General features: G+C 53.7%; 23 protein-coding genes and 1 tRNA gene. 1 reads left to right on the top strand and 23 read right to left on the bottom strand.

The window, feature by feature from the left end; all coding sequences use genetic code 11:
- Window positions 1-25 precede the first annotated feature (25 nt).
- The 4 genes from Q4501_RS08220 to trmJ all read right to left on the bottom strand — a co-directional run bounded on the left by Q4501_RS08220 (window position 26) and on the right by trmJ (window position 3,397).
- The gene (locus tag Q4501_RS08220) at window positions 26-1,174 is read right to left on the bottom strand and encodes an IscS subfamily cysteine desulfurase (protein ID WP_303595740.1); all 1,149 of its coding nucleotides are present in this window, start codon (window positions 1,172-1,174) and stop codon (window positions 26-28) included.
- Window positions 1,175-1,192: 18 nt separating this feature from the next.
- Window positions 1,193-1,690 carry a Fe-S cluster assembly transcriptional regulator IscR gene (gene iscR / locus Q4501_RS08215; protein WP_303595739.1) on the bottom strand — a complete coding sequence of 166 codons (498 nt, stop codon included), beginning with the start codon at window positions 1,688-1,690 and terminating at the stop codon, window positions 1,193-1,195.
- A 77-nt stretch (window positions 1,691-1,767) separates the two neighbouring features.
- The gene (gene cysE, locus Q4501_RS08210; RefSeq protein ID WP_303595738.1) at window positions 1,768-2,541 is read right to left on the bottom strand and encodes a serine O-acetyltransferase; all 774 of its coding nucleotides are present in this window, start codon (window positions 2,539-2,541) and stop codon (window positions 1,768-1,770) included.
- Window positions 2,534-3,397, bottom strand: coding sequence for a tRNA (cytosine(32)/uridine(32)-2'-O)-methyltransferase TrmJ (trmJ, locus tag Q4501_RS08205; RefSeq protein ID WP_303595737.1), 864 nt, complete (start codon window positions 3,395-3,397; stop codon window positions 2,534-2,536). The genes cysE and trmJ overlap by 8 nt, the downstream gene beginning before the upstream one ends.
- A gap of 185 nt (window positions 3,398-3,582) precedes the next feature.
- Between trmJ and Q4501_RS08200 the strand changes: the two genes are divergently transcribed.
- Window positions 3,583-4,383, top strand: coding sequence for an inositol monophosphatase family protein (locus Q4501_RS08200; RefSeq protein WP_303595736.1), 801 nt, complete (start codon window positions 3,583-3,585; stop codon window positions 4,381-4,383).
- A 103-nt stretch (window positions 4,384-4,486) separates the two neighbouring features.
- Here Q4501_RS08200 and secF read toward each other — a convergent pair whose 3' ends face one another.
- The 19 genes from secF to Q4501_RS08105 all read right to left on the bottom strand — a co-directional run bounded on the left by secF (window position 4,487) and on the right by Q4501_RS08105 (window position 23,523).
- A complete protein-coding gene (gene secF / locus Q4501_RS08195) occupies window positions 4,487-5,440 on the bottom strand; it encodes a protein translocase subunit SecF (protein ID WP_303595735.1) in 954 nt (317 codons plus the stop codon).
- Window positions 5,433-7,307 carry a protein translocase subunit SecD gene (gene secD / locus Q4501_RS08190; protein WP_303595734.1) on the bottom strand — a complete coding sequence of 625 codons (1,875 nt, stop codon included), beginning with the start codon at window positions 7,305-7,307 and terminating at the stop codon, window positions 5,433-5,435. The genes secF and secD overlap by 8 nt, the downstream gene beginning before the upstream one ends.
- Window positions 7,308-7,402: 95 nt before the next feature.
- On the bottom strand, window positions 7,403-7,735 hold the full coding sequence (gene yajC / locus Q4501_RS08185) for a preprotein translocase subunit YajC (protein ID WP_303596186.1): 333 nt from the start codon (window positions 7,733-7,735) through the stop codon (window positions 7,403-7,405).
- A 63-nt stretch (window positions 7,736-7,798) separates the two neighbouring features.
- Window positions 7,799-8,920 (bottom strand): tRNA guanosine(34) transglycosylase Tgt, encoded by a 1,122-nt coding sequence (gene tgt / locus Q4501_RS08180; protein WP_303596185.1) that lies wholly within the window; start codon window positions 8,918-8,920, stop codon window positions 7,799-7,801.
- Between the two features lie 14 nt (window positions 8,921-8,934).
- Complete coding sequence (gene queA / locus Q4501_RS08175) at window positions 8,935-10,047, bottom strand: tRNA preQ1(34) S-adenosylmethionine ribosyltransferase-isomerase QueA (RefSeq protein WP_303595733.1); 1,113 nt, start codon at window positions 10,045-10,047, stop codon at window positions 8,935-8,937.
- A gap of 225 nt (window positions 10,048-10,272) precedes the next feature.
- Window positions 10,273-10,899 carry a hypothetical protein gene (locus tag Q4501_RS08170; RefSeq protein ID WP_303595732.1) on the bottom strand — a complete coding sequence of 209 codons (627 nt, stop codon included), beginning with the start codon at window positions 10,897-10,899 and terminating at the stop codon, window positions 10,273-10,275.
- Between the two features lie 258 nt (window positions 10,900-11,157).
- Window positions 11,158-11,244: transfer RNA gene (locus tag Q4501_RS08165), tRNA-Leu, on the bottom strand.
- Window positions 11,245-11,326: 82 nt separating this feature from the next.
- Window positions 11,327-12,547: a flagellar hook-associated protein FlgL gene (flgL, locus tag Q4501_RS08160; protein WP_303595731.1), complete on the bottom strand. Its 1,221-nt coding sequence runs from the start codon at window positions 12,545-12,547 to the stop codon at window positions 11,327-11,329.
- Window positions 12,548-12,566: 19 nt separating this feature from the next.
- Window positions 12,567-14,621, bottom strand: a complete 2,055-nt coding sequence (gene flgK / locus Q4501_RS08155; protein WP_303595730.1) for a flagellar hook-associated protein FlgK — start codon at window positions 14,619-14,621, stop codon at window positions 12,567-12,569.
- Window positions 14,622-14,626: 5 nt separating this feature from the next.
- Window positions 14,627-15,610 carry a flagellar assembly peptidoglycan hydrolase FlgJ gene (flgJ, locus tag Q4501_RS08150; RefSeq protein WP_303595729.1) on the bottom strand — a complete coding sequence of 328 codons (984 nt, stop codon included), beginning with the start codon at window positions 15,608-15,610 and terminating at the stop codon, window positions 14,627-14,629.
- Between the two features lie 8 nt (window positions 15,611-15,618).
- A complete protein-coding gene (locus tag Q4501_RS08145; protein ID WP_303595728.1) occupies window positions 15,619-16,713 on the bottom strand; it encodes a flagellar basal body P-ring protein FlgI in 1,095 nt (364 codons plus the stop codon).
- Window positions 16,713-17,414 carry a flagellar basal body L-ring protein FlgH gene (flgH, locus tag Q4501_RS08140; protein ID WP_303595727.1) on the bottom strand — a complete coding sequence of 234 codons (702 nt, stop codon included), beginning with the start codon at window positions 17,412-17,414 and terminating at the stop codon, window positions 16,713-16,715. Before flgH ends, Q4501_RS08145 begins: the two co-directional genes overlap by 1 nt.
- A gap of 60 nt (window positions 17,415-17,474) precedes the next feature.
- Window positions 17,475-18,263, bottom strand: a complete 789-nt coding sequence (flgG, locus tag Q4501_RS08135) for a flagellar basal-body rod protein FlgG (protein ID WP_303595726.1) — start codon at window positions 18,261-18,263, stop codon at window positions 17,475-17,477.
- A 91-nt stretch (window positions 18,264-18,354) separates the two neighbouring features.
- Window positions 18,355-19,107, bottom strand: coding sequence for a flagellar basal body rod protein FlgF (locus tag Q4501_RS08130; protein WP_303595725.1), 753 nt, complete (start codon window positions 19,105-19,107; stop codon window positions 18,355-18,357).
- Window positions 19,108-19,195: 88 nt separating this feature from the next.
- The gene (locus Q4501_RS08125; RefSeq protein WP_303595724.1) at window positions 19,196-21,127 is read right to left on the bottom strand and encodes a flagellar hook protein FlgE; all 1,932 of its coding nucleotides are present in this window, start codon (window positions 21,125-21,127) and stop codon (window positions 19,196-19,198) included.
- Between the two features lie 26 nt (window positions 21,128-21,153).
- Entirely contained in the window at window positions 21,154-21,831 is a 678-nt protein-coding gene (locus Q4501_RS08120; protein WP_303595723.1) for a flagellar hook assembly protein FlgD, read from the bottom strand.
- Window positions 21,832-21,850: 19 nt separating this feature from the next.
- A complete protein-coding gene (flgC, locus tag Q4501_RS08115) occupies window positions 21,851-22,300 on the bottom strand; it encodes a flagellar basal body rod protein FlgC (RefSeq protein WP_303595722.1) in 450 nt (149 codons plus the stop codon).
- Between the two features lie 34 nt (window positions 22,301-22,334).
- Entirely contained in the window at window positions 22,335-22,733 is a 399-nt protein-coding gene (gene flgB, locus Q4501_RS08110) for a flagellar basal body rod protein FlgB (RefSeq protein ID WP_303595721.1), read from the bottom strand.
- Window positions 22,734-22,959: 226 nt separating this feature from the next.
- Window positions 22,960-23,523 carry a nitroreductase gene (locus Q4501_RS08105; RefSeq protein WP_303595720.1) on the bottom strand — a complete coding sequence of 188 codons (564 nt, stop codon included), beginning with the start codon at window positions 23,521-23,523 and terminating at the stop codon, window positions 22,960-22,962.
- Window positions 23,524-23,579: the final 56 nt, after the last annotated feature.

Here is a 23,579-nt window from a genome sequence, read left to right as displayed (position 1 = left end):
TTATACGCAGTCGGAGGCCTACTGCCTACCGCACTGCACGAAGACGAGTAACAACATCAACAATTTGCGCGCTGGCAAAGGCGATTTCTTCTGCGGTCGTGTAACGCCCGAAGGAAAATCGTAAAGCGCGATTGGCCTGTTCATCACTTAAACCAATACCACGGAGCACAAAAGAGGGCTCTACGGCCGCGGAGGCGCAGGCGGAACCCGAGGAAACCGCCAGATCCCGGAGCCCGAGCATCAGAGACTCTGCATCGACGCCGTCGAACGACAGATTCACAATCCCGGGCACGCGAACACTATCGGAGCCATTGAGGGTAACGCCGGACAAGTCCTTCAATCCATGCAGAAACGATGAGCGCAGAGACTCAAGGTGATGCATCTCCTCCTCAAGGCCGGCCTCAGCAATCGCAAACGCCTTACCCATACCGGCAATCTGGTGCGTAGGCAGGGTTCCTGAACGCATGCCGCGCTCGTGGCCGCCGCCATGAATCTGAGCTTCTATGCGCACATCGGGCGAGCGCCTGACGTAGAGAGCACCAACACCCTTGGGGCCATAGACCTTATGACCAGAGAGAGACATCAGATCCACAGGCATGGTCGTAACGTCAATGGGCATTTTGCCGGCAGCCTGGGCTGCATCCACATGAAACATCACACCACGACTGCGGAGTTCTGCACCAATAGTTGCTATATCTGTTACACAACCCAGTTCATTATTCACCAGCATCAGGCTCACCAGGACCGTCTCCGGCCTGAGTGCATTGAATACCTGAACCGGCGGAATACGACCGTCGCTGTCAGGGTTCAGCCAGGTAACCACAACACCCTGCCCTTCCAGCCACCTGCAGGTATCCACTACAGCCTTGTGCTCAATAATTGACGTTACGATGTGCGCATTATCACGACCGGCAACCGCCCCCTTGATCGCAAGGTTATCTGACTCTGTCGCGCCAGAAGTCCAGACAATTTCGCGGGGGTCGGCGTGAATCAGATTCGCAACCTGACCTCGAGCCGACTCGACAGCGGATTCCGCTTGCCAGCCAAATCCATGGGAACGGGATGCCGGATTGCCGAAAAGGCCATCGGGGGTAAGATACTTGATCATTTCATCTGCGACTGCGGGGTCAACGGGCGTCGTTGCCGCGTAGTCGAGGTATACGGGCTTTTTCATAGAATACAGAGGCTTGATTCAGGCGGGCGCCTGATCTGTCAGACGCTCGGTATTAATCGTGTCAGAGCCGCCATCAACCTGAAGACGGTTCTGCCTGTCCGCAACCTGGCGGATTTCATGTCTTTCCATCAGATCACCGAGGCTTATCTCGCTGAGAAACTGATGAATCTGATCACTCAGATCAGACCAAAGGTGGTGTGTCAGGCATTTTTCACCATTCTGGCAATCGCCTTTATTTCCACACCTTGTGGTATCGAGCGATTCACTAACCGCGTCGACGACGTCCGCAATGTATATCTCGGCAGCCACACGACTCAGGCGATAACCGCCTCCAGGACCACGTATACTGGCCACTAGCTGCCGGCGCCGGAGGCGTGAGAATAACTGCTCGAGGTAGGAAAGAGAAATTTCCTGACGGGCTGAAATATCCGCAAGAGTAACCGGCCCCTGCCCCCCGTGAAGGGCAAGATCCAGCATTGCCGTGACGGCGTAGCGGCCTTTGGTAGTCAACTTCATGGCATCAGCCCCATGATGGGATTGAATCTCGATATCGGAGTCCGAGTATGAATTGACCAAGTATTCCAGTCAAGTATTCAGTCCCGATCCTCTCTATCGTCCCGCACGCAGTCAAAATCGTCTTCATCCAGTACAGGCAACTCGCCATTCTGGTACTCACTGTTAACCTTACGGAGTGCCTTGCACATGGTCTCGATACGATCATCGACAGCATGCATATGATCCAGCAATGCCCTCACAGAGCGCGCCACCGGGTCCGGCATCTCCTCGGTTACGCCATAGGCATCGAAGCCCATACGCTCTTCCATGACCTTGCGACGCGCGTCGTCTTCCGTTTTTTCCTTAACAATGATCCTGCCCGGAATACCCACAACCGTCGCGCCGATCGGTACCGCTTTTGTTACAACAGAGTTCGATCCGATTTTGGCGCCCTCACCCACTTCAAAAGGCCCCAGAATCTTTGCGCCGGCACCAACAACAACGCCGTCGCCAATAGTGGGGTGACGCTTACCCTTGTTCCAGCTGGTACCGCCAAGAGTGACGCCCTGGTATAGAGTTACATCATCCCCAATAACAGTCGTCTCACCAATCACCACACCCATGCCGTGATCAATAAAGAATCGCCGGCCAATCGTGGCTCCGGGATGTATTTCTATACCGGTAAACCAACGCGCCAGGGTCGAGATAGTGCGCGCCAGCCATTTCAGCCCTGCATTCCAAAGCCAGTGAGAAACCCGGTGAATAAGCAGAGCATGCAGCCCCGGATAATTCGTGAGCACCTCAAAGGTATTCCTGGCGGCAGGGTCTCGGTGAAATACACTTTTTACATCTTCACGCAAATGCCTAAACATGGCGATCTTCCTGTCCGGTCGGTTCTGAACCGGCCTCGGTTTGTTTCGTGTTCCCAGACACCCCCGCAGCTTTCTGCACCGCGCTCAGGATCCCCCGAAGAATATTGATCTCCATCCGATCGAGTTTTGCCCGCTGAAACAGCCTGCGCAAACGAGACATCAACTGCCGCGGGTTGTCTCGGCGATGGAAATCGACATCATGCAGCGTCTGCTCAAGATGGACGAAAAAGCTCTCAACATCCCCCACCTTGGCGGGTGATACATCCCAACCCGCATCACCCGGTGCCAGCATCGGCTTTAAATAGGGACTACCTTCACCGCCTTCAAGGTTACGCAGAAAAAGCATGCGCAATTCGTAGCACATGATCTGCACAGCCATCGCCAAATTCAGAGAACTGTAATCCGGGTTCGATGGAATATGGATGTGGTAATGGCAGCGCTGAAGCTCATCATTACTCAAGCCGTGATTTTCCCGCCCGAAAACCAGGGCCACCGGGCCAGAAAGGCTATTTTCGGCCGCAATTGCAGCCGCCTCAGGTGGTGGCACAACTGGCCAGGGCACCTTGCGCCCCCGGGCACTGGTGCCCAACACCATGACACAATCTTCCAGAGCCTTATCCAGCGTTGGAACTACCTGGGCCCGATTCAGAATATCGGAAGCACCGGCGGCACGGGCGTATGAGGCCTCATCAGGAAATGAGTTCGGATTTACCATCCATAGGTTGGCAAGCCCCATGTTCTTCATGGCCCGGGCAACAGCACCAATATTGCCTGAGTGAGAAGTCTCTACAAGGACAATCCGGATCTGATCCTGAAATGCGTCCGGCCCTTCCAGCGGGGGAGATGGTTTGTGCATTGGCTGCAAGCCCAAAGTTAAAATTTAAGGCCGGCAATGATAGCAGAAACGACTCGCTTTCTGCTCCCCCCGAAAAACTCATCATATGGCGTTATCCGTGCTATTCCTGAGTCAAAAAGCATACAAGAGCAAGGTTCTTTTGCTATCATACCCGGCCTTCACACACCCGGATAACGAACACTCAGATGGAACCAGCTATTAAAATGGCCCTGCGCGTTGCGCGCCAAGGGTCGGATTACCTGAAAGCCCACTTCGAGCGCCAGGAGCCCACCGGAAAGGACGACGACGAACGTCGCCTTCAGTTGGACCGGGTAGAGCAATCCATTTACGACAATTTTGCTGAGCAACTCGGAAAGGCCTACAAAGATCACACCATCGCGCCGCTGAATGAAGCAGATGCCGGCACCAGCGAGAGAAGCTGGCACATTTTCCCGACCATGGGTCGCGAAAATTTCCTCAGAGGCATCCCTGAATTTGCCCTGGCACTGGCACAAAAGAAGAACAATCGCACTGAAAACCTGCTTCTGGTGAACCCGGTTACAGGCGAGGAATACTCCGCCAGCCGTGGACGCGGTGCCGCATTGAACAGCCGCAGAGTTCGCGCTTCAGAAGTTCGGCATACAGAAAAAGCGGCCTTTGCAAGCAACTTGCTTGACCAGGCACGCAAAGGCGACAACCCCCTGCTTTGGGGCGAAATGGCCGCCGTGCTGGCTCAGAACTCAGGCATGTTCCGCACATCAGGCTGTGTGGTTCTGGATATCGCCCGGGTTTCTGCGGGTCTTCTGGATGCAGCCGTTATATTCCGCCCGGAAACTGTAGATCTGGATCTTGGCGTAACCCTGGCAATGGAATCCGGTGCACTGACCGGCGATTTCGCAGGGAATCCATCAACTGGCAAAGCGCGACAGCTGGTGGTTGCGAACCCCAAGCTGTTCCGGGAAGTGCTTAAAGTACTCCAGCCGTTCCGTGGTCGCATACCTGCTTAAAGCAAACACCCGGTTCTGAATCAAATATCAGATTCCGGGCACAAAAAAACCGCCAACTGGAAAGTGGCGGTTTTTTTGTGCCCGGAGATTCGCCCCGGGAAAATCACATACGGTTAAGCCATTCCGGTGGCTGCTCGTCTTCTTCGGAATCGCCAGTACCTTCTTTCGCTGGAACCATCAGGTCTTCGCGAGAAACGCTCATTGCCATCAAGAGGTTGGCAGATACATAGATGGACGAATAGGTACCTACGACAACACCGATGATCAACGCAAGCGCGAAGTTATTGATCGCTTCTCCACCCAGGAAATACAAAGCCAGCAAAACCACCAGCGTGGTGCCCGACGTGTTAATAGTACGGGCAATGGTCTGGTGGATAGACTCATTGATGATATCCCAGGGCTCGCCTTCCCGCATTTTCCGAAAGTTTTCACGGATGCGATCCGCCACAACAATGGTGTCGTTCAGCGAGTAACCGATAACGGCCAGCAAGGCTGCAAGAACAGTCAGATCGAAGGTCCACTGGAACAATGCGAAAAGCCCGAGAACGATAATAACGTCGTGGGCCAAAGGCACTACCGACGCGATACCGAATTTGAACTGGAATCGCATACCCACATAGATGAGCACCACGGCGAGCGCCAGAAGAAGGCCGAGGCCACTATCCTCTTTAAGCTCATCACCAACCTGCGACCCCACAAATTCGGAACCGATCAGCTCAAGCTCATCACCACCAGCCTCAAGAGCGCTGGTGATCTCCTGGGCAAGCTGGTCATTACCGGCTTCAGACAAACGCACCAGAACAATGGTATCGGCACCAAAGTTCTGCACTACAAACTGATCGTACCCCGCCTCCGTAAGCGTCGAACGAACCTCGTCGAGCAGAGGCGCTTCCTTATACTCCAGCTCAACGGACGTGCCGCCAGTGAAGTCCATGCCAAAGTTAAGGCCACGGACTCCCAGAAGCACAATGGAAACTACTATCAGTGAAATGGAGATAACAGAAGCAATCTTCCGGAACCCCATAAAATCAAACGGCTTCTTCTGATCATCAGACATTGGCGATCTTTCCTCCGATCGACAGTTTCTCGACCCTGCGGCCGCCATAGACGGTATTGACGATACTCCGGCTAACCATCAGCCCGGAGAACATGGACGTCAGGATCCCGATGCACAATGTCACCGCGAAACCTTTAACCGGGCCCGAGCCCATTGCGAATAGAATAATAGCTACAAGCAGAGTCGTGATGTTCGCATCGAAAATGGACACAAAGGCGCGGGAGTAACCTGTGTTGATCGCCAGCTGGGGTGATACACCCCCTTTGAGCTCCTCTTTTATGCGCTCAAATATAAGCACATTGGCATCGACCGCCATACCCACAGTCAATACGATGCCGGCGATACCAGGCAAGGTCAGTGTGGCCGAGAGAATGGACATGCACGCTATAAGAAGCATCAGGTTGATGGTCAGAGCAATATTTGCCACAACCCCGAAGCCCCGGTAATAAACCAGCATGTACAGAAGCACAAGGATAAACCCGAGAGCCACTGACATCATGCCCGCATCAATATTCTTCTGACCCAGGCTTGGCCCGATAGTGCGCTCCTGTACAAAGTACATGGGCGCAGCCAAAGCACCGGCTCGCAGAAGCAGTGCAAGTTCCGCGGCCTCAGGAATGGAGTCCAGACCTGTAATGCGGAAGCTGCTGCCCAATGCTGACTGAACAGTAGCCAGGCTGATAATACCTTTCTCAACAACCCGCTTTTCTGACTCCACCGGCTCGCCATTGACCATTCTGGTCTCGGTTTCCGTGCGGAATTCAATAAACAGTACGGCCATGCGACGGCCTATGGCATTGCGCGTCGCCCGGTTCATCAAGTCGCCGCCCACCGAGTCCATGGTGATACTTACCTGAGGCTGACCGTTTTCATCGAACGCCTGCTGGGCATTCGCAACGTTATTACCTGTAGCAATGACATCACGCTCCAGGCGAGCACTACGCTGGAGCTCATCGCGGAAGCTGAACTGCTCGGTCTCGCTCGCCGCAGCATCCTGACGAGCTTCCATACGGAATTCCAGGTTTGCTGTAGCACCAAGAACACGTTTGGCCTGAGCCGTATCCTGAACACCCGGCAGCTCTACGATAATCCTGTCAGCGCCCTGCTGCTGCACCAGAGGCTCGGCAACGCCAAGTTCGTTCACCCGGTTACGGATAGTGGTCAGGTTCTGCTCAAGGGCATACTTGCGAATGGCAGTCACCTCAGCTTCTGACAAGGTAAGAACAATCAAAAACTCGTCACCACTGGTTCGCTCGTCGAGCAAAAACTCGTTGTACTGACGCTTGATCAAGTCAAAAGCTTCAGACCGGGAGGCTTCATCACGAAAACTCAGGACGATATCACGGTCACCTTCAACATCACCGCCGCGATAACGAACACGCTCTTCACGAAGTTCTCGCTTTATCTGGCCGGAGACAGCTTCCAGTCTCTGGCCAACGGCTGTATCCATATCGACTTCGAGCAGGAAGTGAACACCGCCACGGAGGTCGAGGCCGAGTTTCATCGGCCCTGCACCCAGGCTTCTCAGCCAGGAGGGTGTCGAAGCTGCCATATTGAGAGCAACAAGATAGTCTCTACCAAGAGCGGCCTGAACCGCTGGCCGGGCGCGCAGTTGGTCATCGGAACTGGTCAACCGGATAAGGGCATCCCGATCCTCAAGAGAACTGCTTTTAACCTCGATACCATCCGATTCCAAAGCCTTGAGCGCCCTCTCGAGCACGGCAGAATTAACTTCGGTACTACTGCGCGCACCGGTAATCTGCACAGCGTAGTCATCGGGGAAAAGATTGGGTAGAGCGTAGATAAACCCGATCAGAATCGCGATCAGGATAATCAGGTTTTTCCAAAGCGGGTACTTGTTCAGCATGGGATCCCTTGTAGCCGGCCCTGAAGCCAGCCTTGGTGTTTCAGCCAGGAAGGTTCAGGCCGGCGGGTATCAAGGCCGGCCCTGAGAGACCTTGCTCAGATATCTTTGAGCGTACCTTTCGGCAATGCAGCGGCAACAGCGACTTTCTGTACCTTGATCTCAACATTGTCAGCAATTTCAACAATGATGAAATCGTCGGTTACTTTCGTGATTTTTCCGGCAATGCCGCCGGATGTAACCACTTCGTCACCCTTGTTAAGGCCGGACATCAGTGTTTTGTGCTCTTTAGCGCGCTTGGATTGCGGGCGCCAGATCAGGAAGTAGAAAATCAGAATAAAGCCGGCGAAGAAGATCACCTGGCCCATAACACCCATGCCACCAGCAGGACCCGCTTCCTGAGCCATCGCAAGTGCGGGCATCATTGCCATTAGGCCGGCTAAAAACAACTTGACTGATTTCATTAAAACTCTCCGTTGATTAAGCAAAAATAGTTACCCATTACCCAGCGCTGGCACTGTCTCGCCGCGCAGAGCATAGAAGTCGCTTATAAAGTCCGACAATGTACCTGCTTCAATGGCGCCGCGCAATCCAGCCATCAGGTTCTGATAGAAGCGCAAGTTATGGATTGTATTAAGCTGGGAACCCAGCATTTCTCCACACTTATCCAGATGATGCAGGTAACTTCTCGAAAAATTCTTGCAAGTGTAGCAGTCACACCGATCATCCAACGGTGAGGTATCGTGACGATGCCTGGCATTGCGGATCTTTACGATGCCGGTAGATGTGAACAGATAACCATTACGGGCATTTCTCGTAGGCATCACGCAATCGAACATGTCGACACCGCGCCTTACCCCTTCAACGAGATCTTCCGGGCGCCCTACCCCCATCAGATAACGAGGTTTGTCGGCCGGCATTTTCGGCGGCAAATGATCAAGGATGCGGATCATGTCTTCTTTTGGCTCACCTACCGACAGACCACCAATGGCATAACCATCGAAACCTATGTCGGTAAGGCCTTCCAGAGAACGGTCTCGCAGGGACTCATACATGCCACCCTGAACAATGCCAAACAGAGCTGCGGGATTACCCTCATGGGCGTCCTTGCTGCGCTTCGCCCAGCGCAGTGAAAGCTCCATAGAGTCCTTTGCCTGCTTCTCTGTTGCAGGGTATGGAGTGCACTCATCAAATATCATAACGATATCCGAACCGAGATCACGCTGGACCTGTATCGCAATTTCCGGTGACAGCTCAACCGGTGAACCGTCTATCGGTGACCGGAAGGTTACTTTTTCTTCGGTAATTTTGCGCATCTCGCCAAGACTGAAAACCTGAAATCCGCCAGAGTCGGTCAGGATCGGCCCTTTCCACTGGGTAAAGTCGTGGAGATCACCGTGGGCTTTTATCACCTCTGTGCCTGGGCGCAGCATTAGATGAAACGTATTACCGAGGATGATTTCAGCGCCGATTTCGTGAATATCGCGCGGCAACATTCCTTTGACCGTTCCATAGGTGCCTACAGGCATAAACGCCGGGGTTTCAACCGTTCCCCTCGGAAAGGTCAGCCTGCCGCGTCGCGCCAGACCATCTTCTCCCAATTTTTCAAAGGACATGAAACAGGGCTGGCTCAAGACTTGTCTCCGCTATCAAGTGGTGATTGAGTGCCTGCCTGTGCAGGCTCATCAGGTACTCCAAGCAGCATTCCCCTGCTCGGCTCCTGTCCGGTTATGAACATGGCATCGCCATAACTGAAAAACCGGTACTTTTCGTCAACAGCTTCGTGGTATGCACGCATCACATGCTCGTAGCCCGCAAACGCGCTCACCAGCATGATCAGTGTGGATTCTGGCAAATGGAAGTTGGTAACCAACGCGTCGACGGTCTGAAACCGGTAGCCGGGATGGATAAAAATATCCGTTTCGCCCCGGAAAGCGCGCAAAAAACCTCCCCTGCTTGCAGACTCGAGAGACCGCACTGAGGTTGTCCCAACGGCTACTACACGGCCACCCCGGGCACGAGTGCGATTAACCGCCTCTACCGCCGCCTCGGGCACATGGACTATTTCACTGTGCATCACATGCTCGTCGATACGGTCTACGCGTACAGGCTGAAAGGTTCCAGCCCCTACGTGCAAAGTAACGAATGTGCTTTCCACGCCTCGCGCTTTGAGAGCCGCTAACACGTCTTCATCAAAATGCAGGCCAGCCGTCGGAGCTGCGACGGCCCCGGCTTCCCTGGCATAGACTGTCTGATAGCGCTCCCGGTCCGCAGATTCATCTGGCCGGTCAACATAAGGCGGCAGAGGCATATGCCCAATACGCTCCAGCATATCCAGCACTGCCTCATCAGCCTCACTCGCAAGATGAAACAAGGCATCACTACGGCCGGTCATGCGCAGTACAGTACCGTCTTCAAGAATGACCTTTTGACCATCCTTAAGGGCTTTAGACGCCCGAACATGAGCCACCAGGTTACGTTCATCAATTACGCGCTCTACCAATACTTCAACCTGACCGCCGGTTTCTTTCTTGCCAAACAGGCGAGCCGGTATCACACGAGTATCATTGAAAACGAGCAGATCGCCTGGCTGCAGCAAATCCGGAAGGTCCGTAAAACAACGGTGCACAGTATCGCCTGTCGTACCTTCAAGGCATAGAAGACGGGAAGCGCTGCGCTCTCTTAGGGGGTACCGGGCGATGAGTTCGTCCGGGAGATCAAAGTGAAAATCGGAGACGTTCATGGACCGGACTGTTCACGACGTCGCACTATGCGACTTGAATATGGTAGCGGCGGGCCAATTCAAGATCCGGGCCGCTGCTGGTTAATTTTCGTAAGTGACTGATTTAATTAAACTCAACCACTTACGAAAGCGGCGTAGTATGGCATGCGCACCAGCTCGGTTACAACCACACCGCCCTTGGCAGTGCGCGCCAAGGCACAATCAAACCGTTAGGTCGACACGGCCTTAGTTACCCTTCTTTGCATGGGGCAAGGTTTTTCGAAGTGCTTTAACTATCACCTTTCCGAAATCTTTGGCGGCAACGTCTATGCTTTTCGGATCAACTGTACTGGAATACAGCTGCCAGACGGGCTTGGCAGAGTCCGTGTCGAACAACGTCGATTTCAACGCATAGCTTATGGTTTCTTCATAATCTGCTGGCACTACTGTAGTTTCCATATAAGTGGTTGATGCCAGTGGCCCAACAGATGTAACAACAGGCTGGTGAATAACCTGCTCCGGAACATATCGGGATTCGCGATGCTTGCTGATCAGAGAAACCACCAGTACACCATCGTATTCGCCGCTTCTTGCATCCTCAGCAATCAGGTTCTGTAATCGGGTCGGGTCACCCCAGGGGATCTCTGAGTTCTGCATTTCGAAGCGACTAGCTTCGAATTCATGCTTGTTCAGTTCCGCCACAAGCTCGGTTTCAATAGCCGACCGATTGTGCTCTTTTTGCGTTACAGCGAATACCAGAACACGGCTGTAGTTTTTATCTACTTCCGCAACCGCATCAATGCGCTCGACCTTTGTGCCGGAGCTGGCGCACCCGGCCAAAATTGCTGCGAAAAAAAAGCAGATATATTTCATTATTGTAGATCCCTTCATACTTGCCCTCTTAATTCCCTGTAGCCCATAGACAGCCGTTTCTTTGGCCACCCTTGCTGTATTAATGACACGCTGTTCCGACAATCATTGTAGTTCAGAGCTATGGTGAGCACCCGAAAAAATAGCCAGACATCTCATCTGTTGCTTCGGACAATTATCGAAGAAACCGAACAGACACAAAAAAACCAGCCTGGAAGCTGGTTTAATTTTTCTCTAGGAAACTGATCTCAAATCAAGTTTTGGTAGCGGCGGGCGGACTCGAACCGCCACTCCGGTTAAGGAAACGGATTTTGAATCCGTCGTGTCTACCAATTTCACCACGCCGCCATCGAAGAGAGGGGGAGATTATACTGAGCCTGATCGTGAAAGCAACACGCTGAGACGCGAGTTTTTTCACGGCCCCTCACATTTACAGTCGGTCGAATAACGACAACTGGGAAACCTGGGCAAAGGATTGCTGCGCAGCCTGCAACACAAAGCTCTGAAAACTGAGATTGCTGATCGCTTCCGCGTAATCCACATCCTGTAGCTGGGAGCGGATTTCATTGGTATACACCGACGAATCTGCCAGGAAGTTCCTGGTGGATTCAACCGCATTCATGCGCCCGCCCAACTCAGTCTGCTTGAGGAGAATGCTCTCCTGGGCATTATCGAGATTTACCAGCGACTGAGCGATAAGGTCATCATATTCGGCAAGGCCCTCTGGCGTGCCTTTATCGATGGACTCTAGCCCCGCAATAAGGTTTTCGATGGTACCGAATACCGATTGCCGCTCGTTGGGCTTCAGCGTGAAGGAGTCCCCTGCGCCCGGCGTTATATCGGCAATAGTGGCCTCAACCCCGGCAACTACGAAGGGTTCACCACTTTCATAAGTAGCAGGGGTAACGGCAAGTGCATTACCTTGGCTATCCTGGGCCTGAATAATACCGGCAGCGTCGACTGTGAGCGCAATATCGCCGGGAAAGCCACCGCTGAAGGCTGCGTTAAGGTCAGCCTCATTGACAACTGACACTCCAGATATAAATCCACCTGAAACATTAGTGGTGTATTCTCCGGTTGCAGCGGCCGGGATATTCACGAAAATACCCTTGCCATTGTCACTGATCGGGACGGTAACGCCATCATCGATTTCAAGAACGCGCTGGCCCTCGTCACCCTGATAGACGTAACTCCCTTCCTCGTTCTGCTGAAAAGCCTGCACAGAGCCCTGAAACCCGCTGAAAATATATTCACCAGAGGCATCCCGGGTGTTGCCAATATTGGCCAACTGCCCCAGCCTTTCTTCAATTTCCGAGGAAATGGACTGGCGATCATTCGCGGACAGAGACCCATTGCCTGCCTGGACAGTAAGTTCACGAATTCTCTGGAGTATATCTATGGAGCTTTCCAGAGCGTTCTCCTCCTGGCTGAGACGGTTGTCGGCCAGATCCACGTTGCGCTCATAAGTGCTAACCCGGGATAGCTCCTGGTCAAGCTTCAGAATGCGGGCCGCAGCCACCGGGTCATCCGAGGGCTTATTAACCCGCTTACCCGTGGATATCTGCTGCTGGGTGCTATTCAGATTACTGTTTAGCTCCTGCAACCGGTTAATACCGCTTGAGAACACTTGTTGTGATGAAATCCTGATCATGTCACATCACCTCTATCTGTTACCGGAACGTCTGCAACAGCGTATCGAACAAATCCTGGGCCACCGAAATCACCTGCGCTGAGGCGTTATAAGCAGCCTGGTACTGAATCAGTTTGCCGGCTTCCTCATCGAGGTTTACCCCCGAGACCGACTCCCGCTGGGCAGACGACTGCTCCAGCAGGGTATTACCAGCTTCCAGATCAAACTGGCTCTGGCGAGTTTTAACGCCGATATCCTCAACAAGGCCCGCGTATCCTTCCGTGAAGCTCTGGCTATTGCCGTTGAGTGTATTTGCGGTGCCCAGCGCAGCCATTAGTTCGGCATTCCGGTTATCCGAGACACCATTGCTGTTGTAGTTAATCTCGAAGGTGTCGCCTATTGCCGGCTGGCCTGTTAACTTGAACTGGTAGCCCTGGTAATCATCACCCGCAGCAGGGTCACTACTGAAAACCAAATTGATATTGCCGCCGGTGTACTCTTTTGGCGAACCAATAACAGGTGCGGAAGAAGGATCCCCAGCAACTGCCTCAGGGCCCTTTACGACGTACATCATGCCCGTAGAACCGCCCGCCTCAAAAGAGATAGTTAAAGGCCCATTCGCTAAATCACCCGCCGTCTGAAACCCCGGCAACAGTGAGCCGGTAAACGGGCTGCGCACATCCAGCATAGTGCCCTGATCGATCTGTCCCGTTCCCACATTTTGATCGCCGGTAGTGGCGCGAATAGGGCTGGCAAACGCCAGATCTTCTTCCCGATCAACCTGCAGCCCCATTGATTCTGCTGCGTTACGGCTGGGCTGAATCAGGTACTTGTCGCCAGCGTTGAAGCTTCCACCCTCTACCCGGATATTGAAACCCGGCATGGTAATTTCGGACTGAACGGGATCCGGCAACCGGCCCTGATTAACAATTTCCCCGGACGCCTCGTCGATAAGCTCAAAATTACGCCCGTCGCCGCTGAACTGCAGCGTCCAGCTTCCGGCCGGTAGTTTGCTGCTGTCGGTAATTTCTACCGCCAACTGCCCATCATTTGGCAACTGGTTGTCTGCATTCGCCACAACACGGCTTCGCTGAACTGCCAGGTCGTTAACGTCGTTAAAAAACAAACCACCCAGATCACCCTCAAGATCCATACCGATTTCGTGTTGGTGATTCATGCTGGCAGCAACGCCAATCGCGATCCGCCCCAACTCATCAAACGCCGGCTTCAGCGCTTCGCTTTCGAAACGTTTCAGCCCACCGAGCTTACCGCCGGAGATCTGTTCATCTATGTTAAGGGTGCGACCACCATTGGAGAGCGTAAACTCCAGACGCGTCGGATCTTCCGAGCTGCTCCGGGTGCCCATCTGTGCCGCATTATTTCCAACTACAAGGGAAAGGCCATTGGAGAGGGAAACGTTTACCTGGCTACCCTCGGCTTCAGTCACTTTTATGCTCACCAGCTCAGAGAGCTGGCGCAATTTTTCATCCCGCTGATCCAACAACTCATTCGGCATCTGGCCCTGGGCCAGCCCCGGAGATTCAGAAATCGCCAGATTAAGGTCTGCAATGCTGTTCAGCAGAGCGTTGGCATCTTCAACACCCTGCTGCATCTGAGTCTTCACAGACTCCCGCTGCTGAATGAATTCCTGGCTAAGGGCCTGGAAACGGTTAACTACCTGTTGCGCTTCACTCAATACCAGCTGTCGCTGCGGTAGCGAGGTGGGATCCTCCGCGGCGTTTTGCAGACTTGCAAAGAAGTTATTCAGGGCATTATTCAGGCCCGTAGTTTCACCACCCAGCAAGTTGTCGAGCCGGCTCAACTCGGAATTCAGTGTTTGCTGCTCACCCGTCAGCGTGCTGTCTTCACGCACCTGCTGCACAAGAAACTCATCCGCCAGCCTGCGAATATCCACAACGCTGACGCCTGAACCAATGGTTCCGGCACCAGTGCGCTGCCCTTGCTGGGTTTCGAACACCACTTCCTGCCGGCTGTAACCAGGCGTATTCGCGTTGGTGATGTTGTTGCCTGTGGTATTCAAAGCGCTCTGATGCCCGAGGATACCGGTCAGGCCAATACCTAGCAGTCCCGCCATAATAATTACTCCCCGGCCCCATTGCTCATTGAAAGAGTCATCAACGAATCGCGGTTCATAATCCGATTGATTTTCTCACCGTACTGCGGATCAGTGGCATATCCAGCTTCCTGCAACTTCCTCGCGAAAACTTCTGGCTGATCGGCACTTGCGAGCACATCCCGATACCGGGGATTCGACTCGAGGAATGACACATAGTCCCGGAAGCTGGATTCATAATCCGGGTAAGCCCGGAAATCCGCGCGCTCTTTCATTGGAACACCCTCACGGAACTCGGTGGTGGTGATGGTTACCGCATCACCCTCCCACCGACTGTCAGCCTTGATACCGAAAAGGTTATAACTGTGCTGGCTGCCATCGCCCCGGATCATGTGCTTACCCCAGCCTGTTTCCAGAGCTGCCTGGGCCACCATCAATTTGGGATCAATACCTGTATCCGCAGAGATACTTTCTGCAACAGGCAAAAGCGTGCGCACAAAGTGCTCAGGAGAATCGAACTGCTCCGGCATTTTTTGTGCCTCAGGAGACGCCGCCGGGTTTTTATCGACCTCAACCTCTGAGACTTCTTCAACTCGCTCAGGAAGGCGGGGCGACAGTGGCGGTATGCTACGTTCATAATCCGCCAGTGCAGTTTTGTGAGATGCGAGAAGCGCTCCCTCTTTATCGATTCCGGGAATGTCTTTCCCCAACTGCCGCACCAGAGCATCAGCAAGCCCGGTGCCCTGCCCGCCCGACATGGTAAGGCTCATCTGGCTGTCGAACATGTCGCGGTAGAATTCCGACTGGCTGCTGTTGAGGTAGTTACCCTCAGCAAGCACATCTCCTGCTTTGCGCATGGACTTCAGCATTTCAGACAGAAAGATACTTTCAAACTGACGTGCCACTTCCTCAAGCGCCGCCTGTTTATCATCACGGGCACCGTTTTTCAGTGCATTCAGCCCGCTGAAATCCGTGTATACCCTGGCCTGTTGAAGCTGATAATCCTGCATCATGTCACCTAGATAACAATAAGCTCGGCGCGCAATGCGCCTGCCTGCTTCAGGGCTTCCAGTACCGCCATAACGTCGCCGGGCGCGGCACCTACCTGATTCACAGCCTGAACAATGTCGTTCAGCGTAACCGCCGGTCCGAACTTGAACATGCGAGCCGGGTCTTCGGTAATAGCAATCTGGCTATCCTGCACAACCTCAGTGTTACCAAGAGCAAATGGATTGGGCTGCTGCACTTCCGGGTTTTCCTGGATAGTCACTGTGAGATTGCCGTGAGTAACAGCCGCTGGGCTCACCTGAACATTCTGCCCAACTACAATGGTGCCCGTACGGCTATTGATAACGACTTTTGCAGCATCTTCCGCAGGATCCACTTCAAGGTTTTCCAGAATGGAAAGAAAGCTCACACGCTGCGAAGGGTCACGGGGCGCGCGCACAGAAATCGATGTCGCATCGTGGGCATAGGCCATATCGGGGCCCAGATTCTCATTGACCACTTCCACCACTCGGCGAGCCGTTGTGAAATCGGGGCGCATCAGGTTAAAAGTGATGGTGTCGCCACGAGTAAAAGGAGAGGCGATTTCACGTTCAATCGTGGCACCGTTTGGTATGCGGCCAACGCTGGGAACATTTACGGTGATACGCGAGCCGTCCAGCCCTTCAGCACCAAACCCGCCGACAACAAGACTGCCCTGGGCCATCGCATAAACGTTGCCATCAGCACCTTTAAGAGGTGCCATAAGCAGAGTACCGCCTCGCAGACTATCCGAGTTACCAATGGACGAAACCGTGATATCTATTTCCTGGCCCGCTTTGGCGAACGGCGGCAGAGTCGCGCTCACAGTTACGGCCGCTACATTGGCAAGATTCGGGTTCACCCCGTCCGGCAGGGTGATACCGAACTGGTTCATCATGTTGCGAAATGTCTGATTAGTGAAGGGCGCCTTGTCACCCGTACCATCCAGCCCCACAACCAGCCCATAACCCACGAGCTGGTTGTTGCGCACGCCTTTGATTCGCGCCAGATCCTTCAGGCGATCGGCCAACACTGGCGCCGCCATTACCGCAAGCATCAGCGAAAGAACTACGCATCGACGTATCATCACAGAGGCCACCACTCGCTATTAAAGAATCGGGCCAGCCAGCCCATCTGGTTTGCCTGATCGAAATCACCGGTACCACCATAAGCAATTCGGGCATCCGCAATACGATTGGAAGCCACAATGTTGCCTGGGTCGATATCCTGTGGCCGAACAAGACCTGTCAACCGAACGTATTCATCGCCATTGGTCAACGACAACCATTTCTCGCCACGAATTTTCAGTACGCCGTTTGGCAAAACATCTGTAACCGTGACGGTAATGCTGCCCGCAAGGCTGTTGCTCTGGTCAGCTTCCGCTTTGCCGCTAAAGTCCCGCTCGTTCGTTATAGAAGTAGCAACGCCAAAATTGCTTTTTCCCAGCACTGTAGGCTCTGGCAAGGTGATTTCGTTGTCTTTCGTGATGCTGGATTCTGCGTTCTTGCTTGCACGGGTGGACTCGTCAAGTGTGACCGTCAGCACGTCACCAATATTCAGTGCAACCGTGTCCCCATAAAAATTGTAGTTGCGGGAGCTCTGGTATATGGCTCCGGATTCCGGGTCACGCTGCATCATTGCCTGGGCTCGAACCGGCGCATAAGCGGGATCATCCGGCACAGCTCGCGGCCGGCTCATGGCGGTACACCCCTGCAGTAGAATCAGCATCCAGACCAGCAGAAAAGTCCCTGCCCGCCCGGTTAACCAGGTTGATGTAGTCGGTTTCATGAGTTCACTCCTCACTTCTTTCGCGCGCCTGACATTTCAAAAACATGCCATGGCAAAGCATTAACCAATGTTGTTGGTAATAAACTGGAGCATCTGGTCTGTGGTGGAGACGACCTTAGAGTTCATCTCATAAGCACGCTGGGTAGTAATCATATTCACCAGCTCTTCAACCACTTCCACGTTGGATGACTCCACCATGCCCTGCTCCAGCGTACCCAGCCCGGCCAGACCCGGCTCGCCCTCAGCAGGGTCGCCACTGGAATTGGTTTCCTTGAACAGGTTGTTACCTATCGCCTGCAGACCCTGGGGATTGATAAAGTTCACCAGAGTGATCTGGCCCAGATTGACTGGCGCCGCCTGGTCATCAGTGATCGCGGAGACCGTACCGTCTTTGCCGATCGTTACGGTTGTAGCGTTTTCCGGCACGTTAATGTTCGGCTGGAGTGGGTAACCATCCGGTGTAACCACATCGCCGTCGGCATTGAGCTGGAACTGACCATCTCGCGTGTAGGCTGTCTGACCATCCGGAAGCTCGATCTGCAGAAAACCACGGCCATTAACGGCTACATCAAGAGGCTGTTCAGTAATCTGGAGGTTGCCCTGGCTGAATTGCTTTGCCGTTCCGACTACCCGCACACCTGTACCTAACTGCAAGCCCGAGGGCAGCTCGGAGTTCTGAGTGTTCAAACCGCCCGGTTGCCGGTTGATCTGATACAGCAGATCCTGAAATACCGCCCGATCCCGCTTGAAGCCCGTGGTGTTTACGTTGGCCAGGTTGTTGGAGATGGTGGACATGTTGGTGTCCTGGGCACTGAGACCCGTCTTACTAACCCATAGAGCCGGATGCATAGTCTTTACTCCTTGCCGATGCCTGGTTTGCGGCCAAAATTTGCCGCTTTTCGCCAGGCTGGCGTTGTTTTCACGTTTTTTTCAAAAGTTATCAAAGGTTCTGCAACAGCCGTGCCGCTGCTTCGGAATTCTCGTTCGCGGTACTCATAACCTTCACCTGCATCTCGTATTGACGGGACAACTGAAGGTTGGAAATCATTTCTTCCACCGCATTAACATTAGAGCTTTCGAGAAAACCAGACGCCACGCGCAACGTGGCATCGGCAGGCTCTTCACCATCAATCGCCTGGTCCGCCTTGCGATGAATAAAGCCATCCAGCCCTTTTTCCAGCGCCTCCGGGGGAGGATTGACCAGTTTCAACCGATCCACTTCTACTAGCTGGTCGGGGGGCCCACCCACGGGAACAATAGAAACAGTGCCGTCGGCACCGACCTGGACATTATCAAAGGGAGGAAGGGCAACCGGTCCGCCGTTACCCAGAACCATCTCGCCACTGGCCAGCCGCACCATGCCGTTAACATCAATTTGCAAGCTGCCGGAGCGGGTAAAGGCTTCTTCACCGAGGTTGTTCTGAATAGCCAGCCAGCCTTCGCCTTCTATGGCGACGTCCATTTTTCGGCCGGTCTGCATCAGTGCTCCCGCCGATAGATCTGTGCCGGGGCGCTCCGCCATAGCGTATGCACGGGTAGGATGATGTTCCCCGAATACAGGCATGCTGCGGGCCTGGGCAAAATCCTTCTTGAAACCTGTGGTGCTTACGTTGGCCAGGTTGTTGGCATGGGCACGCTGGGAAAGCATATTCTGCTTCGCGCCAGACATACCGAGATAAAGTGCTTTGTCCATGGGACAACTCCTGCCGGAATTTTGACTGTTTCCAGTGCTCTTTCAGACATTCTTGCAGGAGTCATGCCATATTCAGACAAAAGCCTGTTTAGCGGAGGTTGATGATGGTCTGGGTGACCGCATCGGAGGTCTCGATCGTTTTGGCGTTCGCCTGATAGTTGCGCTGGGCAATAATCAGGTTCACCAGTTCTGCAGAAAGATCCACGTTGGACTCCTCAACCGAACTGGCTGCGATACTGCCGAGCGTTCCTGTATCTGGCTGGCCAATAATCGGCTGACCGGATTCGAACGTTTCTACCCAGCTGGTATCTCCTATCGGCGACAAGCCGTTTGTGTTGTTGAACGAGGCCAACGCCACCTGCCCCAAAGCTTTCGACTGGCCGTTGGTATAACGGGCAAACAGTGTTCCCTCACCCGAGACATCAAGGCCAGACAAACGACCGGTGGTATAGCCATTCTGGCGCTGATCATCAACACCAAACGCTGCGCCATACTGGGTTGTACCCCCGAGGCTCAACACAAAAGCCGATGATGTCGGTGGCTCCGGAATGGGCGTAACAACATTAGTGCCCGCCGGCGGAGGACCGTCCGCTCCGTTGGGTTGGCCGTCGCTGTCCTTCGGAATCCAGTCGGTGATGAGAATTTCGCCGTTGGCATCGCCATCAACGGACTGCAGGGTGCCGTCCTGATCAAATCTTGCGGTATACGGCGTAGTGTCGGTACCCGCAACCATTTCACCGTCAATCTGCAGGTAAACGGACCACTGGCTAACACCCACGCCGTTCCCCGGAGATGGTTCTTTCACAAAGAACTGAGTCATTTCGTGGGAGTTGCCCAGGCTATCGAAGATAGAAGTGGATGTGGCGTGATTGTAAGTACGCTGATCCAGTGGGTTGAATTCATTGGTGATTCGGATAGGCGAATTGGTATACGCATCCGCAAAATCCGTGTCCGCTCCAAGGCCCGACAAACCAACAATTGATCTGTCACCCGTAACATTCACGTCGCCTGATACGGTGATAGGTGTGCTTACGGAATCAGCCGGAGTACCGTTACCATAACTGAACTCCAGATCCTCCCCCTGGTTATGGATAACCCGCAGTACGTCATTGCCAGTCCCATCATCCACTACAGACGCCGAAATAGCGGTATCGCTGGAGCGGTTGATGGCGTCCCTGAGGCCCAACAAGGTTGTCGCGGTGCTGGTATCAAGCTGAAGTGGCGCATTGTTGACACTAAGGCTGAACGAGAAGCTCCCTGCGGTCTGTGCTGCCGAAATATAGGAATCGGTCAGCGGCGGGGCCGCGGGCACATTGGTATCAACGATCGACGCAGTCGTGGTCGCTGAAGCACTCAGGCCAGGTGCATTGGTGATAATGTCTGCAATATCACCGGCTGTTGTTGCCGGGCTCAGATCCACAGAGTAGTTCGGAGTGCCATCAGAATAGGTGATTTCAAACTGCTCACCGCTAATATCGTTGAATGCAAGCGGTCCCACATCCCGTACTCGGGATTCGAGCACGGACTCACGGGAATCCAGGTTCAGGTCCGTAGTCAGGCTGGTCGTTCTACGCGGCGCCAGGTTATCTGTAGCAATCTCAAGATCGCCACGGATACCGGAAAGGTTACCGTCATCGTCGGCGGTGTAACCTTGGACCCGCATGGACTGAGCGTTGACCACAAAGCCATCTTTATCGATGGTGAACTGACCAGCCCGGGAGTAACGGGTTTCGCCACCATTATTCAGTATAAAGAAGCCATCTCCACTGATGGCCATATCAAGACCGCTGTCAGTGAAGCTGATGTTGCCCTGACTGAACGACTGTTTTACGTCCTGAACGTTCACCCCGTCACCAACCGGTGCAGAGCCTCCGCTCAGAAAACCACTGGCATAGAGATCGCCAAACTGTACTCGGCTGCCTTTAAAACCTACGGTGCTGGCATTGGCAATATTGTTGCCGGTTACATCCAGATCTACCGCTGCCGCCCGCAGGCCGCTTAGTCCTGTATTAAAAGCCATAATTCACCTCTGGTCTGACACCGGTATTAATTGATTTGTTGTACATCTGACAGCGCAATGGAGCCCATGCCCGCCAGGTTCAGAGTCACCGACCCGCTCTGGCCCAGTGACACACTATCTACATTGGCGCTGACAAGGGTCGGAAGCTGAACGCTACCCTCAGAATAAGAGGCTTCAGCCACAATCTGATATGGACCCGGCGGCAAGCTGTTGCCGTTTCCATCTGTGCCATCCCAGCTGAACGCCATAACTCCCGCGGAGCTACTGCCCAGATCAATCTGACGTACCAGCTCCCCGCTCGCGCTTTGAATAGAGAGGCGCACACCACCAGTGGACGCAGGCACTTCAATGTTGCCGGAGATTTCGCCTTCAGCGCCGAGAATCCCCACTTCGGAAGGTGCGAGAACGGTTTTGCCTACCATCGCTGACGCCTGAAGCGCCTGGGAAGACCGGAACTGCCCGACCACATCATCAACGGTGCTGGTAAGCGCCTGCATTTCTTCAAGCGAGCTGAACTGTGCCAACTGGGAAATGAACTCACCGTTGTCCTGAGGCTCCAGCGGGTTCTGATTTTTCAACTGCGCCAGCATCAACTCCATGAACTCGTTCTTGCCGAGCTCACTATTGCTGCTGGTGCCACTCTGAGTCTGACTGCGATAATCAGCCAGTACATCTGAGGCTTCTGTTGCGTTAATTGTACTCATGATTCAATCCCCCGCCCCATTACTGCTGACCAAGTGTCAGGATGCGCTGCATCATGGATTTAGCCGTGTTCATAATGTCTACATTCATCTGAAAGCTTCTTGAGGAAGACATCATGTCTGCCATCTCTTCCACCACATTCACATTGGGATAGAACACATATCCGTCCTCATTTGCTGCCGGATGATGAGGTTCGTAGCGCATCTGCAGTTCCGCATCGCTTTCAACAATGCCCTCAACACGAACGCCAGCACCTGCATCCTCACTCGCCTGAACACCAAATCCTTGTTGCCCGGGGTTCAGAATTGACTGCTGAATTGCAGAGAAAACCGGCTTCCGCGCACGATAGGTTGTGTCAGTGCTGGAACTCGCCGTCTCTGCGTTGGCAATGTTTGAAGCGGTTGTATTCAGCCTCAGCGACTGCGCTGTCATTCCGGAACCGGCGATATCGAATATGCTGCCCAGTGACATGATAATTCTCCTTAGCTAATCGTAGACCCGCGGATTACTCGCCTTTGATGGCTTTAGTCAGGCCGGTAAACTTGCTGTTCAAAAACTGGAAGCTGGCCTGGTAATCCATCGCATTGCGCATAAACCGGGTCTGCTCTGCCTGGGCATCCACCGTATTACCGTCTACGGAGGGCTGGTTTGGTAACCGGTACATCAAATCTGAATCACCAGCGCCCGCTGAAGTATCCATGTGGCCTTCATGGGTTTTCTCCATGCCAAAGCCACTCATACTGTCCTGGGCCTTTTGCATCATGGCCTGAAAATCCATATCCCGGGCTTTGAAACCTGGCGTATCAGCATTGGCCATATTGTTCGCCAGAACTTCAGCGCGCTTTACTCTGGCTTCCAGCGCGTGCTGGTGAATGCCAAGAGCTTTGTCAAAAGTGATCGCCATACAACCTCCGAAATACTGTCTCCGGCGGCTTGAGGCCTTGCCGGTTTCGTTCTATGGCAGAATTAAAGCAATGCTGATGCCAGATTTTTGAAGCCCTTTAAAATAGCGACATTCAGAGGGTTACAGGAGGGGATTGAGGTAAGAGCGAAGTAAGGGGGAACGGCAAACCCGGGGAAAGCGGCAAGCTGCTTCCCCCACAGGAATAGCGGGGAAGCACACGAGGTAACTACGCAGGCCAGCGCGCCACAAACTCAGCCAGCTCTGGCCGGGGTACCGCGGGCTTGGCCGAGGATACAGAGCCGGTGTAAAGAAGCCCGATGATAGACTCTCCCTCTTCAAGCCCAAGCCCTTCGAGAACCACCGGGTTGTATACCAACTCACCGGTGCGCCACATCACGCCAAAGCCAGCATCCTCCAACGCCAGCCCCAGAAAACTCATGCCCGCGCCCGCTGAGAGTATCTGTTCAATTTCGGGGATCTTCTGATGCTCTTTGGGCGACGCGATTCCAACGATAACCATCGGTGCCCGCTTCGCTTTACCACGTATTATCTCTAGCTTCGCTTCATCGGTTTTACCCCTCATATCGGTGTACCCGGCGGCGAGCAAATCACCCAGGGCATTAAGACCTTCACCCTCGATAACCAGATAACGCCAGGGGCGCAGTAAGCCATGGTCCGGAGCACGCGATGCACACGCGAAGGCCCGGTCAAGCGTTGAGGCGTCGGGGCCCGGCGCTTCCAGCCGCGGCTCAGATGCCCGGTTGAGCAAAAAGTCAGTGACTGAACTCATATTAATAGTTTCCGCTAACTTAACGCTGGTCAGTTACAACTCAAAAAAGACCAGTG

Source organism: Marinobacter sp. 2_MG-2023, from assembly GCF_030546935.1.
Lineage (GTDB): Bacteria > Pseudomonadota > Gammaproteobacteria > Pseudomonadales > Oleiphilaceae > Marinobacter.
The sequence above is the reverse complement of the archived record's forward strand: the minus strand, read 5'-3'. Positions and strand labels throughout refer to the sequence as shown.

What these genes read in the sequence shown, in the direction of transcription:
- Q4501_RS08220 (WP_303595740.1), bottom strand. Translation starts at nt 1,174, where the DNA reads ATGAAAAAGCCCGTATACCTCGACTACGCGGCAACGACGCCCGTTGAC.
- iscR (WP_303595739.1), bottom strand. Translation starts at nt 1,690, where the DNA reads ATGAAGTTGACTACCAAAGGCCGCTACGCCGTCACGGCAATGCTGGAT.
- cysE (WP_303595738.1), bottom strand. Translation starts at nt 2,541, where the DNA reads ATGTTTAGGCATTTGCGTGAAGATGTAAAAAGTGTATTTCACCGAGAC.
- trmJ (WP_303595737.1), bottom strand. Translation starts at nt 3,397, where the DNA reads ATGCACAAACCATCTCCCCCGCTGGAAGGGCCGGACGCATTTCAGGAT.
- Q4501_RS08200 (WP_303595736.1), top strand. Translation starts at nt 3,583, where the DNA reads ATGGAACCAGCTATTAAAATGGCCCTGCGCGTTGCGCGCCAAGGGTCG.
- secF (WP_303595735.1), bottom strand. Translation starts at nt 5,440, where the DNA reads ATGTCTGATGATCAGAAGAAGCCGTTTGATTTTATGGGGTTCCGGAAG.
- secD (WP_303595734.1), bottom strand. Translation starts at nt 7,307, where the DNA reads ATGCTGAACAAGTACCCGCTTTGGAAAAACCTGATTATCCTGATCGCG.
- yajC (WP_303596186.1), bottom strand. Translation starts at nt 7,735, where the DNA reads ATGGCAATGATGCCCGCACTTGCGATGGCTCAGGAAGCGGGTCCTGCT.
- tgt (WP_303596185.1), bottom strand. Translation starts at nt 8,920, where the DNA reads ATGTCCTTTGAAAAATTGGGAGAAGATGGTCTGGCGCGACGCGGCAGG.
- queA (WP_303595733.1), bottom strand. Translation starts at nt 10,047, where the DNA reads ATGAACGTCTCCGATTTTCACTTTGATCTCCCGGACGAACTCATCGCC.
- Q4501_RS08170 (WP_303595732.1), bottom strand. Translation starts at nt 10,899, where the DNA reads ATGAAATATATCTGCTTTTTTTTCGCAGCAATTTTGGCCGGGTGCGCC.
- flgL (WP_303595731.1), bottom strand. Translation starts at nt 12,547, where the DNA reads ATGATCAGGATTTCATCACAACAAGTGTTCTCAAGCGGTATTAACCGG.
- flgK (WP_303595730.1), bottom strand. Translation starts at nt 14,621, where the DNA reads ATGGCGGGACTGCTAGGTATTGGCCTGACCGGTATCCTCGGGCATCAG.
- flgJ (WP_303595729.1), bottom strand. Translation starts at nt 15,610, where the DNA reads ATGCAGGATTATCAGCTTCAACAGGCCAGGGTATACACGGATTTCAGC.
- Q4501_RS08145 (WP_303595728.1), bottom strand. Translation starts at nt 16,713, where the DNA reads ATGATACGTCGATGCGTAGTTCTTTCGCTGATGCTTGCGGTAATGGCG.
- flgH (WP_303595727.1), bottom strand. Translation starts at nt 17,414, where the DNA reads ATGAAACCGACTACATCAACCTGGTTAACCGGGCGGGCAGGGACTTTT.
- flgG (WP_303595726.1), bottom strand. Translation starts at nt 18,263, where the DNA reads ATGCATCCGGCTCTATGGGTTAGTAAGACGGGTCTCAGTGCCCAGGAC.
- Q4501_RS08130 (WP_303595725.1), bottom strand. Translation starts at nt 19,107, where the DNA reads ATGGACAAAGCACTTTATCTCGGTATGTCTGGCGCGAAGCAGAATATG.
- Q4501_RS08125 (WP_303595724.1), bottom strand. Translation starts at nt 21,127, where the DNA reads ATGGCTTTTAATACAGGACTAAGCGGCCTGCGGGCGGCAGCGGTAGAT.
- Q4501_RS08120 (WP_303595723.1), bottom strand. Translation starts at nt 21,831, where the DNA reads ATGAGTACAATTAACGCAACAGAAGCCTCAGATGTACTGGCTGATTAT.
- flgC (WP_303595722.1), bottom strand. Translation starts at nt 22,300, where the DNA reads ATGTCACTGGGCAGCATATTCGATATCGCCGGTTCCGGAATGACAGCG.
- flgB (WP_303595721.1), bottom strand. Translation starts at nt 22,733, where the DNA reads ATGGCGATCACTTTTGACAAAGCTCTTGGCATTCACCAGCACGCGCTG.
- Q4501_RS08105 (WP_303595720.1), bottom strand. Translation starts at nt 23,523, where the DNA reads ATGAGTTCAGTCACTGACTTTTTGCTCAACCGGGCATCTGAGCCGCGG.